Genomic DNA, 16,102 nt, shown 5'->3' on the forward strand with positions numbered 1-16,102 from the left:
GAGCGTTGACTTTTTCATTTCGCTGGGATGTCGATTTCAGCGGAAATTTCCCGGCGGAACCGGCGAGCGCCAGCGAAATACAGTGCGCAGGCCGTCGCCACCGCTGCCGCGGGAACCCAGCTGCCGACGGAACTGCCCGCGTGCTCCGCCGCATAGCCGCCCAGCGCGCTTCCGCAGGCCACGCCGATGTTCGCGCTGGAACCTGCCCAGGTGAACACCTCTTGCAGCCGCGCCTCCGAGTCGGCGACCCGGCTGAGCAGATTGAATTCCTCGATTCCGATCGCGGCCATAGGAATACCGGCGAGGAAAAGGGCGCCCGCGAGCAGCCAGGGATCTGACTGCAGGGCGACGAGAGCGAAGAGGGGTACCCACACGAGCAGCAGCCGACCGAATCGGCGGCCGGGCGCCGGTTCGGTCGGCAGCAACCCGTAGGCGATGCCGCTCAGCACACTCGCCAGTGCGGGCGCCAGCAGCACGAACCCCGCTGCCTCCGCGTCGCCCGCCTCGTCAAGCACCGACACGACGGACACGTCCATGGCTCCGGTCACGGCCGCCGTCACCCCGCCGACGCCCACCAGCCACGCCACCGGCAGCGAAGCCCCCCGGGAGGAGCGCCGGCGCCGGGGACCACCGTCCGGGCCCAGGCACTCCCGTACGAGCCGCGTGCACGAAAGCCCCACCCCTCCGACGACGACGCAGCCGTCGGCGACGGCCAGAGCCAGTCCAGGGTGGACGGCGGCCAGCACTCCGGTCACCGGCGGCGCGACGACGAAGAGCAGTTCCGTGACCACGGACTCCAAGGAGTTCGCCGTACCCCGCAGTCGTTCCGGCGTCCCCGACTTCGGCCACAGCGCGCGCATGGCCGCCCCGATCGGCGGCGTCGTCATGCCGATGACGCAGCAGCCGGCGACGAACGAACGGACCGACCGGCCGTCTGCACCGGCCAGCGCCAGCGCGGTGCCCGACACGCTGACGCAGGCCATCGTGGCGTAGACCGCGGAGGTGCCGTACCGGGAGCTCAGCCGTCCTGCGATGGGGCTGCCGACGGCGACCCCGAGTGTCAGTCCGCCGGCGCCCAGACCACCGACGCCGATGCCGAGGCGGGCGGTCCCCAGGAAGAGGGCTCCAAGACCGCACGCGACGTAGCCGAACCGGCCCAGGACCGAGAAGAACTCGGCTTGTCTCAGCCCCGGGCGGTGGAAGAGTTCGGCGTACTGCCTCATGGCGTGGCGGGACCGGAACGCTGTCGTAGCGGGACCAGTTCCAGGGTGATGGCGTCTTCGATCGCCTTCAGCCGGGTGAAGAAGTCGCCGAAGTCCTCGCTCGTCGCAAGGACCCGGAACGGGTGCGAGATGGTCCCCTCGTCCGCGACAAGCCGGTCCCCGCGCCGCTTGGCCCGTACCACCTCCAGTACGCCCGGGAGCTGGGCGATCTTCTCCTCGCCGCCGATCTCGACGACCTCGTACTCTCCCTGCGGCGGCTGTGGCGTGTAGTAGAAGGCGTGGCCGCGAAACGGCGGCAGGCCCGCCGGCGGCTGTCCGAGCGCGATCCGTGCCAGCTGTTCCACGATGTCGTACCCGGCGGCCGCGCGAAGGAGTTCGGAAACGCCCCCGCCGATACGCCCGTTGACCTCGATGACGACCGGGCCGGAGGCAGTGAGCATGAGTTCCGTGTGGGTGGCACCACGGGTGACGCCCAGGGCCCGCAGCGAGTCGGAGGTGGCCTGCCGGATCTCCGTGAGCCGGGGCTCCGGCAGACCGGACGGCATCACGTCCCCCACTTCCCGGAAGGGGGGCGCAAGGGGCAGCTTGTCGGTGACCGCCAGGTGGTGGACCGTGCCGTCGTCGATCAGGGACTCGACGCTGACCCGGGTGCCCATGCGGTCGTCGGCGTGCCAGTTGTCGCCCTCGATGACCTCCTCCACGATGAACACCGGCGGAGCACCGATGACGCGCGGGTCCGTCGCGTACATCCCGGCGGCCCGCCGGAAGGCTGCGACCAGCTCGGGCAGGTCGTGCACGAGGGTCACGCAGAGGCTGCCGACACCGACGGCAGGCTTGAGCACCACCGGGAACGTCAGGTCTGCGGCGGCGGACTTGAGGCCGTCCTCGTCGGACACGACGGCAAACGCCGGGCACGGCACCCCCGCCGCACGCAACGCCTCTCGCTGCAGGTCCTTGCGGCGCAGGCGAGCGGTCGCACCGGGCGGGTTGGACGGCAGCCCGAGGGCGGCGGCTGCCACGGCTGCGTGGTAGCTCACCAGCTCGCTCAGACAGAGGACGCCGTCCACGGACTCGGGCCGAGAGGCGATTCGGAGCACCTCGTCGATGGCCTGATCCGGTCGCTCGACGACCTGGACGGGACCGAGTGCCGCCAACTGCCCGACCCGCCGGTCCTGGTCCTCCCGTGTGCCCCATCGCAGCGTGACGACACTGCAGCGGGCCACGCCCCGCAGGGCGCCCAGGATGTCCGGTAATCCCGGTCCGGGAGGCGCGTCCACCAGGATCAGATGCGGCTTCGACTGCGGCACTGCTTTCTCCCTTGCTACCCATATTTCGGAACGGACTGACAAGCGTGGATCGGCAAGCGTGTATCAGTGATCGACAAGCACGGATCAACGTCCCCGAAAAGGCCGCCGGAAGCGTATCCCGCATCCTTTCCGGCCAACACCGCATTTCACGCCAGTCGATCGTCGCCGCCCGGTCCCGGAACTTTCCGGAATCCACTGGTCGGCGGCGGACGAATACGGCATGATGACTTCGCCGAACCACCTTCCCGAAGGAGGATTGAGTGAGTCTCGTAGATCTGAAACCGATACCGAGGGACCAGCTGGCCTTGCGGACGCCGCGGATTTTCGAGGATCTCGCGGTAGAGCGACGCCACCGTCAGGAGAGTCTGGTCATTGCATTTCGACTCTTCGGAAAGTTCGGGTTCGAGGAGGGAATAGCCGGCCATATTACGGCTCGCGATCCTGAACACACCGATCACTTCTGGGTAAACCCGTACGGAATGTCTTTCAAGCACATCCGGGTCAGTGATCTGGTCCTTGTCAACTCCGCGGGCGATGTGGTGCACGGCCGGTACGACATCAACGAGGCCGCGTTCGCGATCCACTCGCAGATCCACGCCGCGCGCCCCGAGGTGGTCGCGGCCGCACACAGTCACTCCCTGCACGGCAAGGCACTCTCCGCACTGGGCGAGAAACTGGAGCCGATCACCCAGGACGTATGCGCGTTCTACGAGGATCACAGCCTGTACGAGGAGTACAACGGTCTGGTGGACGACACGGAGGAGGGCCGCCGCATCGCTCGCGCCCTCGGTGGCCACAAGGCAGTGATCCTGCGCAACCACGGGATCCTCACCGTGGGGCGCTCGGTGGAGGCCGCCGCATGGTGGTTCGTCACCATGGAACGTTCCTCCCAGGCTCAGCTGCTGGCCAAGGCGGCGGGCAAGGTGGTGCACATCGACCACGAAACGGCCGCGGCGACGTGCCGTGACATCGGCACCGACGCGTTCGCGTGGGTCAATTTCCAGCCGTTGCGCGACCAGATCGTCCGGGACGAGACCGACCTCTTCGACTGACACCTCCGACGCGCCCCGGCGGCCGTCCACCACCCGGCCCCCGCCGCTCACCGCTGCTCCTCCCTGGTCGCTGTACGTTGCCTGCCCACTGCCGCTCGGTCCCACCAGGCCGGGACGACGGCCGTCAGCATCAGGGCTGCGGTCAGAACGAACGCCCAGGGGTAGCCGGTCAGGCCGGCCACCGCGCCGAAGCCGACCGCGCCGATGCCCATACCCGCGTCGTAGGCGACGTTCCACAGGGCGCTCACCGTCCCGTACCCGGAGGGCGGGACCCGGGAGTACATCAGCGTGATGGTCGCGTTCTGGGTGATGCCGAAGCCGATCCCGAACACGGCCACGCCCACGACGACCGCGATGGGGACGTCTGTGAGAGCGACGACGAGAATGCCGGCAGCCGAGGCGAGCAGCCCCGGCATGACCAGTCCGGCGGGCCCGTGCCTGTCGCCGTGTCGGCCGGCGAACCAGCGCGAGACTGTCGCGGCGGCCGGCTGGACGAACAACGCCGCGGCGACCACGCCGGAATGGCGCGATGCCATGGCCAGCGGCAGGAACGTGACGACGATCCCCGCGCCCAGCGCCGTCACCGCGAAGACGACCGCAGGCCGGGTGATCGCGCCGGAACGGGCCCCCGCGAACACACCGAGGGGCGGGCCCGCAGACGCCTCCCGGTCGGGCAGGCCCGGTACGGCGGCGATGGAGACCAGCGCGAGCAGGGCCGCCACCGCGCAGACCGGCCCGTATCCCGTGTGCGAGGCCAGCCACGCCCCGAGCGGCAGACCCACGAGCGACGGCACACCGGCCACAATGCCGGTCAGGGCAAGACCCTCGCCCCGACGCTCGGGCGGGATCAGCGACACCGTCAACGCCCCGCCCGCCACGACGGTGAACGCGAAGCCGAGACCGCGGACGAGACACACCGCGACGATCCACACCATGCTCTGCGACACCGTCAGAACCAGCGCCGGAGCACCCAGCAACAGCAGCCCCGCGCCCAGCGCCACGCGATAGCCGCAGCGTGCGGCGAGCCACGGGGCCATCAGCTCGCCGACGACCGTCGCCAGCATCAGCGCGCCGGTGGCCAGGCCCGCCTCGTCGCTGCCTCGACCCGGCACGCTCTGCGCGTACATCGGGACAACGGAGAGCAGCAGGAAGAAGCTGGCCGAGGCGCCGACGACCGTGACGAAGCGCATCAGCAGCGCCCGGCTCAGCAGCCGCGGTCGTGCCTCGGCGGCCGGGTGCTGCGGATCGGCAGATGCCGTCATACGGTGCACCTGAGGATCGGACGGCCCATCAGTAAGGTCCCCTTCCATGCCTCTTGGGTGGGCCGGCTCGTCGCCGGACCTGTTGCCGGTGATCGACCCACGACCGTCATTCCGGGCGGGTGTGCATCACGAGCCGGCCGGCGGCCCGGCGGGACCGGGCGACGGCGGTGTCCGTGTCAGGGCCCCGGGTGGCCACGTGTCCAAGGCCGTCCCACTGACCGGCGAACGGCCGCACCAGGTCGCCGGGGCCGACCCACAGGTCGACCGCCACCGTGTCCCGTTCCGCCCGCACCGTGTCGAGGCCGTCGACGCGGTCCACCCGTCCCTCGTCGGCCAGCAGCAGCCAACTGGCTGCTGCCCCGTGCGGCACCGGCCGCTCCGGCAGCGATTCCACCAGGCCAACCGGCCAGCCGATGGCCATCGACATCGGGTCGTGCCCGTAGACGTCCTCGATCATGTCGGTCAGCAGCGCGCCGCCGACCCGGTTCTGCGACTCACAGATCACCGGGCCGCGCGGGCCGAGGATGATCTCCGTGTGCGTGGGGCCGTCCCGGAAGCCCATGGCGTCGAGGAACGCCACCGCCGTGTCGGCGACCGCCTGCTCGACGTCAGGGCTGAGCCGGGCCGGGATGGCGTGTCCGACATGGACGTGGTTCGACTTCTCCGTGATCGCCTCCGTCACGGCCATCACCACGTGGCGGCCGCCGAAGCTGAACGCCTCGGCGCTGTAGAGCGGTCCCTCGACGTACTCCTCCATGACGAAACGGTCGATCCGGTAGGCGTCGATCAGCGGATGCCCGGAGCCGACCCGCAGGTGCTGGACCTGACGCCAGACCGATTCGGTGGTGGCGCCGTCCCGCACCACCATCACGCCGAAACTGGCAGTGCCGTTGGTGGGCTTGACCATGAACGGGTAGCCGTGTGCCGCGCCGAACCGGACGAGGCTCTCGTGGCCGTCCACCAGCTCCGCGGCCACGGGCAGCAGGCCGTCGTGCGCCGTCTCGGCGAGGCGGCGGCGCATCAGCCACTTGTCGGTGAACCGATGGCTCACCTCGTACGGCGTTCCGCCAAGACCCAGCAGGTCGTTGACGCGCGCGACGGGGTCGAGGCCGGGCTCGGTCAGCGAGACGGCGGCCGAGAAGCCCCACTTCTCGTACGCCTCTTCCACCAGCGGCCGCAGGGTCGTCCAGTCGGTGTAGTCGGTGAGGAGGACGTCGTCGACCAGGCCCCGCTGTTCGGGAGCGAAGTCCTGCTCGAACTGGCAGTACACGACGTCAAGACCCAGGTCCTTGGCCTTCTGGAGCTGGTACCCCGGGCCTCCGACGAGGAGGATGCGTTTCGGATTCGTCACGAGGACTCCTCGTTGAACAGGTTCGGGAAGTAGTTGATGTCGGCGGTCAGATCGGCGAACAGGCGGGCCGGCAGGCCGGGTCTCGCGGGCAGGCGCAGCAGTTCCCGGTGGCGGGCCAGCGAGCAGACGGACAGTGGAAGGCCGCCGGCGGACAGGTAGCGGACGGCTCCCTCGGGGTCCCTCTTCGGGATGACCCGGGACCGGGCGAACCGGCTGGCGCTGAACGGGATGTCGAGGGTGCCCCGTTCGAAGGCCTCGACAATCGCCGGAATCAAGTCCCGGTGTGCCAGGACCGGTTCGACGATCTCTTCGACCTCGGCGAGGATCCACTCCCGCTCACGGCGTACCTGGTCCCGGTCCACGGACAGGAATCCGAGCAACGGGGAGTTGCACCGGTCGGCGAGCCTGAGCCCCTCGATGTTCGCGCGTGCGCCGGGGATGCCCAGCGCCTCCTGGTGGGTCTTGGCGATGATCTTGGAGGCGCCGCCCAACCTTGCCACCAGGGCGCCATAGAGGATCAGGTCTTCTGCGTTGCGGCGGAGCCGGGGGAAGACGCCCATGAATTCGTGCAGCACGGGGTGGACGTCGACGCCCGCCGGCAGGTATCTCGCGACCAGCGCCGGGATGGCCTCCAGTGCGGCCACGTCCTGGGCCAGATGACCGCCTTGCGGATAGGCGACGGAGACGCACCGCACCCCGGCGCCGACGGCGAGCACCGCCTCAAGGACGCTCACAGCCAGGCTGACCGACGGCGGCACCAGCACGGCCGTCAGGGTGCCGAAGAGCTCCCGGTCGACCACGACCCCCGCCTCGGCCAGTTCCCCGCACCTTCTGTCCACGGCCTGCCAGGCGGCCAGCGACTCGGCCAGCGGCACTGCCTTCGCGTAGGGCAAGTTGTACGAGATCCCGCCCCCCTCGAACGACGTGATGCCGCTGGCGAGGGAGACGTCGAAGAGGATCCGGGGGTCCGGCGAGCCGTGCCGCACCTCCAGCGGCGCCGCGACCGCCTCGTTGAGCTCCCGGCCTCGGCGCCACCCGTGGGCGACGAGTGGATAGCCGTTGAGGTCCTCCGGCCGCGTGGCGAGGGTGTGCGCCGCCTGTTCGAAGCGCCGCAGCCGGGTGTGGGAGTCGATGGTCACGGTGAGGACGTCGGGTTCGGCCTCAGTCTCCAGGTCGAGCAACAGCGCCTTCATCTCTTTGTGGCCGCCCACTCCGCATCGAGGCTGAACGGCCACCCGCCGCCGGGCTCGCACCTCGCCGAGCACCTGCGCCACAGTGGGTTTGCCCAGCGAGGCGATGTAGGAGACGGTCTCCCGCAGATCGGGCAGGGCTCTGGCCACTCCGGCGCCGCGCCGCTGCCCCCGGCGCCCCGCCGAGGTGAGGGAACTGGGCCGGTTCATGACGCGGCCGGCTGCGCAAACCGCCCGTCCGTGGCCCGGGCGGCGCGCAGTTCGTCCAGTACGGCGGGCAGGTCGGCGGGGTCCGCCACGATCCGGTCCACGCCGCAGGCGTACAGCCGGGCCAGGGCCGATGGGTCTTTCCGGCTGCCCACCGACAAGTTCCCGCCGACCACGACCGGGCAGCGGATGCGTCCCGACAACTTGGCATCCGCCAGGTCGCGCAGGTCGTCGTGGGCATGGCCATTGAGACTGCCGATCAGGAGCGCCTCGGCCTCCGGGTGCTGCGTGCAGGCATCGGCGAACTCCTCTACGGAGGTGCACGCGCCCAGGTTGACCACATGGAACCCGATCTCGCCCAGGAAATGAGCGATGAGCTGATTGGCCACCACGTGGCAATCGCTGGCGGCCACGCCGAGGACGACCAGCCTGCGGCCGCCGGGCGCACGGAGTGCGGGGGTCCGCGGATGCTCCCATGGCGTCGACATGTGAACTAGACCAGTTCGCCGGTGCACAGGTCGTCGATGTACGCCTGCTTGGCGGCGTGGTCGCGGGCCGAGAGCAGGTAGCGGGACCAGCCGCGCCGCTCGTGGGCGGTGGCGTCGAGTTCCTCGATGCTCTGGGTGGGCCGCAGGAAGCCGGCCTTCGGGGGGTAGGGAAGGAAGCCCGCGTCGTCCTTGTAGTACAGGCCCTGCCACATCTCGTTCTTGTCCCGCCAGACGCAGACGAGCATGAAGTACTTGGCGCCGTCCCGGTGCAGCAGGACGAACCCCAGTTCCTGGCGGAACTCGAGCCGTTCGGCCACGACCTCCGTTGCGAGGAAGTCCCGTGCCTCCGCGCTGACTTCGGGGGTGGCTTCCTGGTCGGCGCCTCGGACGTCGTACCACTTCAGACAGGCTCCGGGCAGGTGCAGGGGCTCGCCCGGGAAGATCCGCTTGGCGTGGTGCGTCCAGTCCGCCGGGTAGTCCGCGAGACCGTCGAGGGAGGACGTCGTCTGGGTCATGGGAGCGGGTGCCTTTCGGTGGGAGGTGATGCCGGGTCAGGCCGGCCGGTCGCCCGGGGGTGCGACGTAGAGGCCGTTCTTCTCGAAGTCGCGCAGTCTCCGGTAGTCCGCCTCGACCCGGTCGGTGTCGGCGGCGGCGAGGTACAGGTAGCCGGGTGAGGTGAACAGGTCGACGGTGCGGGGCAGCGGTGCGTCCTGCGGGAGGGTGAGCACCAGGTCGACGAAGGAGTCGAGCGACCGCACGGCCGCCAGGTGCTCGGCCGAAAGGACCGCCGCCTCGTACGGGTTGATGAGGGTCACGTACCGCAACCGGGACCGGGGCCGGTAGCGCGGCAGCCGGCGTTCGGTGAGGTCCTCGGGCCGGGCGATCGCCCGTGCCATGCAGTCGAGCTGGTCGGTGCCGAGGAAGCGCGAGACCACTGCGGGGGCGTGCGATCCGCCGGCCCGCGCGGCGCATTCGACCAGTACCGGGCCGCGCGCGGTGAGGATCAGCTCGGTGTGCGACGCCCCGTTGCGGATCTCCAGCGCGTCCAGGACGGACAGGGCGTACGGCACGACGATGCGGACGGACGGGTCCTCCGGCGGCACCGGCTCCTCGAAGTCGTACATCGGACGGGCGCCGTCGACGGGGCTCTTGTGGTATCTCCACACCTCCACCATGTGGTGGGCTCCGCCGCGGCTGACGGTGTTGACGAAGTACTCGTCACCGTGCAGGTACTCCTGGGCGAGCACCGTCGTGTTGTGACCGCCGTAGCGGTCGGTGCCTGCGGTGACGGCCTCGAACGCCTCCTTCATGTCCTGCTCCGAGTGGCAGAAACGGACGTTGTCCGTACCGGCGCTGGCCCTCGGTTTGAGCACCACCGGCCAGGAGTCGTGGTCCCGCGCCCACCGTGTGAGCTCCGCCATGGACGAGGTGGCGATGCTCGCCGCGGCGGCCAGGCCGGCCTCGCGGACGGCCGTGGTCATCTCGTATTTGTCCCGCCTGGCCGTTGGCCGCGCCATGCCGTTGCCGGGCGTGCCGAGTTCGGCCGAAAGCCGGTCGGCGAGCAGGACGCCCGACTCGGTCCCTGCGATGACGAAGCCGACACCGTGCGTCCGTAGCTCCCGGGCGGTGGCGGCCACATCGCCGTGGTGCCGTATCTCCACCGCGAAGTCCCCGGCAGCCCGGCCCGCCATCTGGAGGTCCGGGGTGTCGGAGCACACGTGGACGCACGCGACCCCGTGCCGGGCCAAGGCCGTCGGCAGGAAGGCCCCTATGCCGTGGGCATCCACGACGGCGGCCGTCGTCGTCATACGGCGGCCACCTGAGGGATGCTCGCCGCGGCCCGGGCCAGCGCCTTGTCGTCGGCCTCGGCTTCGGTCAGTTCACCGGCGAAGTACGAGTCGTAGGCGGCCAGGTCGAAGTGGCCGTGGCCGGACAGGCCGAACACGATGGCCCGGGAGACGCCCTCTTCCCGGCACCGCACCGCCTCGTCGATGGCGACCCGGACGGCGTGCGTCGACTCGGGTGCCGGCAGGACTCCTTCGGCGCGGGCGAAGGTGACGCCCGCCTCAAGACAGGCGACCTGGCCGACGGCGACGGGCTCGATCAACCCGTCCTCCACCGCACGGCTGATCAGCGGAGCCATACCGTGCGCGCGCAGCCCGCCGGCGTGCACGGCCGGCGGCACGAACTCATGGCCGAGCGAGTGCATCCGGAACAACGGGCCGAGCCGACCGGTGTCGGCGTAGTCGTACACGATCGAGCCCTTGGTCAGGGTGGGGCAGGCGGCCGGCTCCGCCGCGATCACCCGCACCGGTGTGCCGCCGCGCAGCATGGCGCCCAGGAAGGGGAACGCGAGTCCTGCAAGGTTGCTGCCGCCGCCCGCGCAGCCGACCACGATGTCCGGGTAGTCGTCGGCCAACTCCAGTTGCCGGACGGCCTCCTGGCCGATCACCGTCTGGTGCAGCAGGACGTGCTGGGCCCCGCTGCCGAGCACATAGCCGAGCGAGGGGTCCTGGGCGAACGCCTCCAGCGCCTCCGAGGTGGCGATGCCGAGGCTGCCGGGGCAGTCCGGGTCGTCGGCGAGCACGGCCCGGCCGACCGCCGTGTCCGGGCTTGGGCTCGGCACACAGACCGCGCCGTACGTCTCCATCAGCGCCCTGCGGTACGGCTTTTGACGGTAGCTCACCTTGACCATGTAGATCTTCGCGGCCATGCCGAAGAACGAGGCGCTCAGCGCGGTGGCGCTGCCCCACTGGCCGGCGCCCGTCTCGGTGACCAGGCCCGTCTTGCCGGCCAGATGGTTGTAGTAGGCCTGGGGGATACCCGTGTTGGGCTTGTGACTGCCGGTCGGTGCCACACCTTCGTACTTGTAGTAGATCCGTGCCGGAGTGTCCAAGGTCCGCTCCAGGCGGTGGGCGCGGAACAGCGGGGAGGGCCGCCATAGCGCGTACAACTCCCGTACCTGCTCCGGGATTTCGTAGGTGCGGTCCGTGCCGGTCTCCTGCTCGATCAGCGGCTCCGGCATGGTGTGGGCCATCTCGTCGAGCGTCAGGGGCTTGCCCGTCCGCGCGTTGAGGGCCGGTGCGAGCGGCGGTCCCGGCAGGTCCGCGGCGATGTTGTACCAGTGGGTCGGCAGGTCGGCATCGGCCAGCGAGAACTTTGTCCTCGGCATGTCAGGAACCTTCCGCAATAGTGGCCTCCGCGGCAAGCGAGCCCGCAGCCGTCCGGTCCGCGCTCGCGAAGAGCAGCGGATGCGCCTGCCTGAGGCCATCGGTGACCAGGGAATAGGGAACGTCGTCGAACTCACCGCGCAGGGCGAGGAACTCCATGTGCCGCCGCCCCTGCTCGTCGTACGGGTGGTAGAGGCTGTCCGTCCGGCCGTCGAAGTCGAGCGGCTTGATGCCGTAGAGGCGGCAGAGCAGTTTGTTGAAGACCGGTGTCGCCTTGAGCCACGCGCCGCCGAGGTGGACCGATGTGAGGCTGTGGAAGCGGAAGACGTCACCCCCGACCAGCTCCCGCAGTCGCGGGGATGCGAGGTGGTTGCGTACGTCCGCGTAGACGATCCGGCTGGGGATGCCTACGGCGCGCAGCGCGGCCGCGTACAGGATGGACTTGTGGACGCAGAATCCGGCACCCCGCTCGATGACCGCGCTCGCCGTCAGCCCCCGGCGGGACAGGTCGGCGTCGTAGACGTCGTACCGGATGCCGTCCCGGACCGCGTAGTACAGCGCGACGGCCCGGTCCGTGGCCGTGGCCGCGCCGGTGCCCGAAAGGGTCCGGTCGACGAACTCGCCGACCACCGGCGAATCGTGATCGAGGAACTCCGTCGGGCTCATCGTCGCACCGAGGCTTTCCGTCATGTGCGCACTCCTCTAACCGCCCTGCACCGCAGGGGACTTGTGCAGGCCCATGAACGTGGCGAGGCGCTGCCTTTGCATTTCCGAGGTGCCCGAGTAGATGGTCCCGGCGACCGCGTTCCGCAGCTCCTTCTCGATCCCGTACTCGGCGCTGTATCCGGCTCCGCCGAATATCTGCACCGCCGCCAGCGCGGACCGTACGTTCGCCTCGCTGACCACGAGTTTGGTGATGGCCAGGTCGGTGGCTATGCCCTGCTTGTCGGTGAACTTCTCCGCCGTGTCGTAGAGCCACTTCCGGGATGTCTCCAGGTCCATCCGCATATCGACGATCCGGTGTGAGATCGCCTGGTTGGAGCCGATGTTCACACCGAACTGGACTCGGTTGCGGACGTGATCGACACAGCGTTCAAGGCGGTGGGACATCTCACCGAGGGTGCCTGCGAACGAGCAAAGGATCTCCCACTTCATCACCTCGTCGAGGACGAGAAATCCCGAACCCACCGCGCCCAAAAGGTGGGTGCGGGGCACCCGGACGTCGTCGAGGAACAGTTCCGAGGTGGGCGAGGTGCGCAGCCCCATCTTGGCGGTCGGTGCGCCGACGGCGAGGCCAGGTGTGTCCGTCGGGACCAGGAACGCGGTGATGCCGTCCAGGGCACCCGCCGCCGCAGTACGTGCATACACGACCACCAGATCGGCGATCGGGCCGTTGCTCACGAACGACTTGGTGCCCTTGACCACGAACGCGTCGCCATCGGCGACGGCCGTGGTGCGCATGTTCAGCACGTCGGAACCGCCTTCCGGCTCGGTGATCGCGTGTGCTCCGATCAGCGACCCGGCGCAGACGGCCGGCAGGTAGCGCGCCTTCAAGGCCTGCGAGCCGAAACGCTGCACCGGTACGCCCGTGCTGACCATGTGCGTGACGGCCGAGAAGGTCAGACCGGCGTCGCGGCACCCGTGGCCCAGGCCCTCCAGGACGTACATCGTGGTCGGCAGGTCAAGACCGGCCCCGCCCCATGCGGCGTCGAACGGCGCCCCGAAGAGGCCGATGTCACGCAGTCGCGCCCAGCCGTCCCACGCGAAGCGGCCTGGACCGTCACGCTCCAGATGATCGGCTCCCGCGGTGTCGCCGGCCTTCTCGGCCGCGGCCCGCAGCGCCTGCTGCTCCTCGCTCCACCGAATCACTCGAGGCTCCCTCAGTACTGCGAGAACGCGTCCTCGTCCAGGGCGTGCCGCTCATCGCCCTGGAGCGGCGGGTTGAAGACGCTGACCAGCTCGAGATCAACGTCCGGGGCCGCGATCAGGAAGTGCGCGTCGTGCTCGTCGAGCGCGTAGAGCACGCCCGGGATCAGTGCGTGCGCAGTGCCTCCGTCGACCGTGGAGACCCAGCCGCGCCCGGCGATGCAGTAGCAGGCCTCCAGGTGACGCCGGTACTCAAGCAGCGACTTGGTGCCGGCCCGGACCACGGTGTGACAGACGGTGAATCCCATCCGGTCGCCCTGCAGGAGGAAGCGGTAGCTGAGGCCGTTGCCCCAGTCGACGGTCTTCACCCCTTCTTTCCTTCTGACGATCATCCCCGTAATTCCCCGTCCACTCGCGCGTAGGGCTTCTGGGCGTTCTCCACGAACTCCCGTATCGCTGCCACGGAGCGGAACGTCCGCGGAGACAGCGTCAGGTCGTCGACCGGAATGGCATACCGGCTGCGCAGCCACTCGATGAGTTCGAGCAGTTGCAGACTGCTCACCACTCCTCTGTCGAACAGGTCCAGTGACGGCTCGAGTTCGTCGACGGGAGTGCCGGGAAGATAGGTCGACACGATGTGCTCGGTGATCTCGCGTTCCAGGCTCATGCAGGAGTCTCCAAGGAATCGAGCGGCATGCGTGCAGGCATGGTGCGGAACCGGACGGCATGCAGGTGACAGGGCGTCTGCCGCCGGCCCGCGGGAGGTCAGGCGAGCGCCGGGTCTGTCCGAAACGCGTCGCGAATGCGGGTCCGGTCGGGCTTTCCGGTCGGGCCGACGGGCAGCGGGTCCTGTGTGAGGCGCACGGTGGGCACAGCCGGTCGCGCGAGCCGGGCAGAACAATGCGCGAGGAGCTTCAGGCCGCTGAGTGCGACCTCGGGGCGGGTCCGTACGAGGGCGCACAGACGCGTTCCGGCGAGGGTGTCGGGTACGGCGACGACGACGGCGTCGAGTACCTGCTCGTGGCTGAGGATCACCCGCTCCACCTCTTCCACGTTCACGCGTACGCCGGCGGCCTTGACCTGGAAGTCGGTGCGACCGACCAGGGCCAGTTCGCCGTCGGGGGTACGCCGCACCAGGTCGCCGGTGCGGAACCAGTTGCGCGCGTCGGGCTCGGGGCCCTCCAGGAAGAAGCTCTCGTCCGCCGCCTCGGAGCCGAGGTAGCCGTGAGCCTGGAACGGTGTGGAGACGACCAGCTCGCCGATACCGGGCCCGGCCAGGACCGCGTCCGACTCTCGCAGGTACATGTGTACTCCCGGGAGCGGCTGCCCCAGAGGAAGCACCTCCCGTTCGGCTGCCTCCTCGGCCGTGCACGAGTGCACCAGGCTGTCGTTGGTCTCCGTGCATCCGTAGACGTTGTGGAACAGGGCGTTCGGGAACATCCGCGCGATCGTGCCGCGCAGCGGGCGGGGGGCGTGGTCGCCGGTCAGCAGTACGTGCCTGACATCGGCGATGCGCTTCGGGTCCTTCGACGCCTGGGTGAGCAGGCGGAAGAACATGGGTACCGCCTGGACGACCTCGGGCCGGGTGTCGTGCAGGAGCTTCGCCAGATAGCGCGGGTTGGCGGCCCGTTCCGGGTCGACGAGGATCACACAGCCGCCCCGGCGCAGTGTGGCCCAGATGTCGAGCAGGGCGAGGTCGAAGTTCAGCGGTGCGTGGCTGAGGACTCTCGTGCCCGGTCCGATTCCGAAGGATTCAGCGGCCCATGCGGTGAACCGGTCCACGGCCGCGGCGCCGAGCGGCACGAGTTTGGGCAGACCGGTCGATCCCGAGGTGGAGAGCAGAAGACTCGTGTCCGGCGGCACGGCGGCCGCAGGCGGTGGACCGTCCCTCGTCGTCAGCAGGTCCGTCGGACCGTCCCCCGTCGTCAGCAGGTCCGGACAACCGGCCCGCCGTGACAGCCGGTCCAGCACGTCGTGCCCGAGTTCCGGCGATGGCAGGAACACCGTCCGGCCCGCGGCGAGACAGGCGAGGATCATCGCGATCGAGTCCGGTGATTTCCTGACGCGTAGGCCGATCGGCGCATTTCTTTGGAGGGCCGATAAACCTATTCTGTCGGCGGCCTGTTGACTGAGTTCTGCCAAGTCTGCATAGGTGACAGCGGTGCCGTTCCATAGCAGCGCGGATGCTTCCGGCGTTCGCCCGGCATGGGCGAGAACATCGCCGGCCAACGATTTTGACACTTCTCTCCCCGTATCCCCCGTAACCACTCTCTGCTGTCATACCGCTGTCGCACCTTTAACGTTGAAACGTCAATAGATGCTCGGTCTGACAAGTGTGGGAGCCGAACGCGAGTCCGGGTCCCAACTTCAACCAACGTGGCGACGATACCCCACGGCCGTGAGAAATCACCTCGTTTTTTCATGATCCCCATTACTGTCCACGCGTTGGCTCTGACCAGGTATTTTTGCAACCAATTGACGTTTGGCCGCAGATCCTCCGCCCATATCCGGCCACTGATCGAATAACTTCCTGCCGGAATTGATCATTCCACTTGGGCGCTCCGGGGCAACGTCAATAGTTCCTTTTCGGACAGCGAGAATCTGATCTTCCGTTCCAAAATCCCTGCACGGCACGGTTGTACCCCACCGACAGGCGCGTCCTATTCCATCAGTCAACTGTTGACAGGCGTCAGAACTTGTGAGAGAAAAAATCCACATCCATTGGATCATCACTTTCACTGCAATCCGATCCGCCGCACAGCACGGAACAGCGCCTTCCGCCCATTCGTAGGTGGAGTTGAAATCACCGATTATCCGCGGACCAGGTAAACATCCACTTTCTGTTTGCTTTTGGTCGGCACACGGGATGATGTCGCGCCAGTACACGGGGGCCCACGTTCGCGATCCAGGGTGCCCGCCACTTCGGTTTCCAGGGGCGGGCCATGAGCCGTGCCCGGAAGCCGTTCCGGCCGCGCGCCACTCCCCG

At 68.9% G+C, this 16,102-nt stretch carries 16 protein-coding genes; 1 reads left to right on the forward strand and 15 read right to left on the reverse strand.

The annotated features are described in order from the left end of the window. Nucleotides 1–14 precede the first annotated feature (14 nt). Together AB0O76_RS06955 and AB0O76_RS06960 are read right to left on the reverse strand one after the other, a co-directional pair. Nucleotides 15–1,223, reverse strand: coding sequence for a hypothetical protein (locus tag AB0O76_RS06955; RefSeq protein WP_365486233.1), 1,209 nt, complete (start codon nt 1,221–1,223; stop codon nt 15–17). Beyond that, a complete protein-coding gene (locus AB0O76_RS06960; protein ID WP_365486234.1) occupies nt 1,220–2,530 on the reverse strand; it encodes an ATP-grasp domain-containing protein in 1,311 nt (436 codons plus the stop codon). Before AB0O76_RS06960 ends, AB0O76_RS06955 begins: the two co-directional genes overlap by 4 nt. A gap of 284 nt (nt 2,531–2,814) precedes the next feature. Between AB0O76_RS06960 and AB0O76_RS06965 the strand changes: the two genes are divergently transcribed. Next, on the forward strand, nt 2,815–3,582 hold the full coding sequence (locus AB0O76_RS06965; RefSeq protein ID WP_365486358.1) for a class II aldolase/adducin family protein: 768 nt from the start codon (nt 2,815–2,817) through the stop codon (nt 3,580–3,582). Nucleotides 3,583–3,629: 47 nt separating this feature from the next. On the opposite strand, the gene AB0O76_RS06970 is transcribed toward AB0O76_RS06965, so the two are convergent. The 13 genes from AB0O76_RS06970 to AB0O76_RS07030 all read right to left on the reverse strand — a co-directional run bounded on the left by AB0O76_RS06970 (nt 3,630) and on the right by AB0O76_RS07030 (nt 16,002). Then, nucleotides 3,630–4,844, reverse strand: coding sequence for an MFS transporter (locus tag AB0O76_RS06970; RefSeq protein WP_365486236.1), 1,215 nt, complete (start codon nt 4,842–4,844; stop codon nt 3,630–3,632). Between the two features lie 106 nt (nt 4,845–4,950). Beyond that, complete coding sequence (locus tag AB0O76_RS06975) at nt 4,951–6,195, reverse strand: ATP-grasp domain-containing protein (RefSeq protein WP_365486237.1); 1,245 nt, start codon at nt 6,193–6,195, stop codon at nt 4,951–4,953. Continuing rightward, nucleotides 6,192–7,595 carry a methylaspartate mutase gene (locus AB0O76_RS06980; protein ID WP_365486239.1) on the reverse strand — a complete coding sequence of 468 codons (1,404 nt, stop codon included), beginning with the start codon at nt 7,593–7,595 and terminating at the stop codon, nt 6,192–6,194. The genes AB0O76_RS06975 and AB0O76_RS06980 overlap by 4 nt, the downstream gene beginning before the upstream one ends. Continuing rightward, nucleotides 7,592–8,080 (reverse strand): cobalamin-dependent protein, encoded by a 489-nt coding sequence (locus AB0O76_RS06985; RefSeq protein WP_365486241.1) that lies wholly within the window; start codon nt 8,078–8,080, stop codon nt 7,592–7,594. The genes AB0O76_RS06980 and AB0O76_RS06985 overlap by 4 nt, the downstream gene beginning before the upstream one ends. A gap of 5 nt (nt 8,081–8,085) precedes the next feature. Next, a complete protein-coding gene (locus AB0O76_RS06990; RefSeq protein ID WP_365486243.1) occupies nt 8,086–8,595 on the reverse strand; it encodes a hypothetical protein in 510 nt (169 codons plus the stop codon). Nucleotides 8,596–8,631: 36 nt separating this feature from the next. Further along, entirely contained in the window at nt 8,632–9,888 is a 1,257-nt protein-coding gene (locus AB0O76_RS06995; protein WP_365486245.1) for an ATP-grasp domain-containing protein, read from the reverse strand. After that, entirely contained in the window at nt 9,885–11,252 is a 1,368-nt protein-coding gene (locus AB0O76_RS07000; RefSeq protein WP_365486247.1) for a TrpB-like pyridoxal phosphate-dependent enzyme, read from the reverse strand. Before AB0O76_RS07000 ends, AB0O76_RS06995 begins: the two co-directional genes overlap by 4 nt. A gap of 1 nt (nt 11,253) precedes the next feature. Next, nucleotides 11,254–11,940: a transglutaminase-like domain-containing protein gene (locus tag AB0O76_RS07005; RefSeq protein WP_365486249.1), complete on the reverse strand. Its 687-nt coding sequence runs from the start codon at nt 11,938–11,940 to the stop codon at nt 11,254–11,256. Between the two features lie 12 nt (nt 11,941–11,952). Next, nucleotides 11,953–13,119, reverse strand: a complete 1,167-nt coding sequence (locus AB0O76_RS07010) for an acyl-CoA dehydrogenase family protein (RefSeq protein ID WP_365486250.1) — start codon at nt 13,117–13,119, stop codon at nt 11,953–11,955. Between the two features lie 11 nt (nt 13,120–13,130). Further along, nucleotides 13,131–13,508: an ectoine synthase gene (locus AB0O76_RS07015; RefSeq protein ID WP_365486252.1), complete on the reverse strand. Its 378-nt coding sequence runs from the start codon at nt 13,506–13,508 to the stop codon at nt 13,131–13,133. Next, entirely contained in the window at nt 13,505–13,783 is a 279-nt protein-coding gene (locus AB0O76_RS07020) for an acyl carrier protein (RefSeq protein WP_365486253.1), read from the reverse strand. The genes AB0O76_RS07015 and AB0O76_RS07020 overlap by 4 nt, the downstream gene beginning before the upstream one ends. A gap of 98 nt (nt 13,784–13,881) precedes the next feature. Next, complete coding sequence (locus AB0O76_RS07025; RefSeq protein WP_365486255.1) at nt 13,882–15,384, reverse strand: AMP-binding protein; 1,503 nt, start codon at nt 15,382–15,384, stop codon at nt 13,882–13,884. Between the two features lie 138 nt (nt 15,385–15,522). Then, nucleotides 15,523–16,002 carry a hypothetical protein gene (locus tag AB0O76_RS07030; RefSeq protein ID WP_365486257.1) on the reverse strand — a complete coding sequence of 160 codons (480 nt, stop codon included), beginning with the start codon at nt 16,000–16,002 and terminating at the stop codon, nt 15,523–15,525. Between the last annotated feature and the right edge of the window lie 100 nt (nt 16,003–16,102).

Source organism: Streptomyces sp. NPDC086554, assembly GCF_040686095.1.
GTDB lineage: Bacteria > Actinomycetota > Actinomycetes > Streptomycetales > Streptomycetaceae > Streptomyces.

What these genes read in the sequence shown, in the direction of transcription:
- AB0O76_RS07020 (WP_365486253.1), bottom strand. Translation starts at nt 13,783, where the DNA reads ATGAGCCTGGAACGCGAGATCACCGAGCACATCGTGTCGACCTATCTT.
- AB0O76_RS06995 (WP_365486245.1), bottom strand. Translation starts at nt 9,888, where the DNA reads ATGACGACGACGGCCGCCGTCGTGGATGCCCACGGCATAGGGGCCTTC.
- AB0O76_RS06970 (WP_365486236.1), bottom strand. Translation starts at nt 4,844, where the DNA reads ATGACGGCATCTGCCGATCCGCAGCACCCGGCCGCCGAGGCACGACCG.
- AB0O76_RS06980 (WP_365486239.1), bottom strand. Translation starts at nt 7,595, where the DNA reads ATGAACCGGCCCAGTTCCCTCACCTCGGCGGGGCGCCGGGGGCAGCGG.
- AB0O76_RS06990 (WP_365486243.1), bottom strand. Translation starts at nt 8,595, where the DNA reads ATGACCCAGACGACGTCCTCCCTCGACGGTCTCGCGGACTACCCGGCG.
- AB0O76_RS07000 (WP_365486247.1), bottom strand. Translation starts at nt 11,252, where the DNA reads ATGCCGAGGACAAAGTTCTCGCTGGCCGATGCCGACCTGCCGACCCAC.
- AB0O76_RS06955 (WP_365486233.1), bottom strand. Translation starts at nt 1,223, where the DNA reads ATGAGGCAGTACGCCGAACTCTTCCACCGCCCGGGGCTGAGACAAGCC.
- AB0O76_RS07005 (WP_365486249.1), bottom strand. Translation starts at nt 11,940, where the DNA reads ATGACGGAAAGCCTCGGTGCGACGATGAGCCCGACGGAGTTCCTCGAT.
- AB0O76_RS07015 (WP_365486252.1), bottom strand. Translation starts at nt 13,508, where the DNA reads ATGATCGTCAGAAGGAAAGAAGGGGTGAAGACCGTCGACTGGGGCAAC.
- AB0O76_RS06985 (WP_365486241.1), bottom strand. Translation starts at nt 8,080, where the DNA reads ATGTCGACGCCATGGGAGCATCCGCGGACCCCCGCACTCCGTGCGCCC.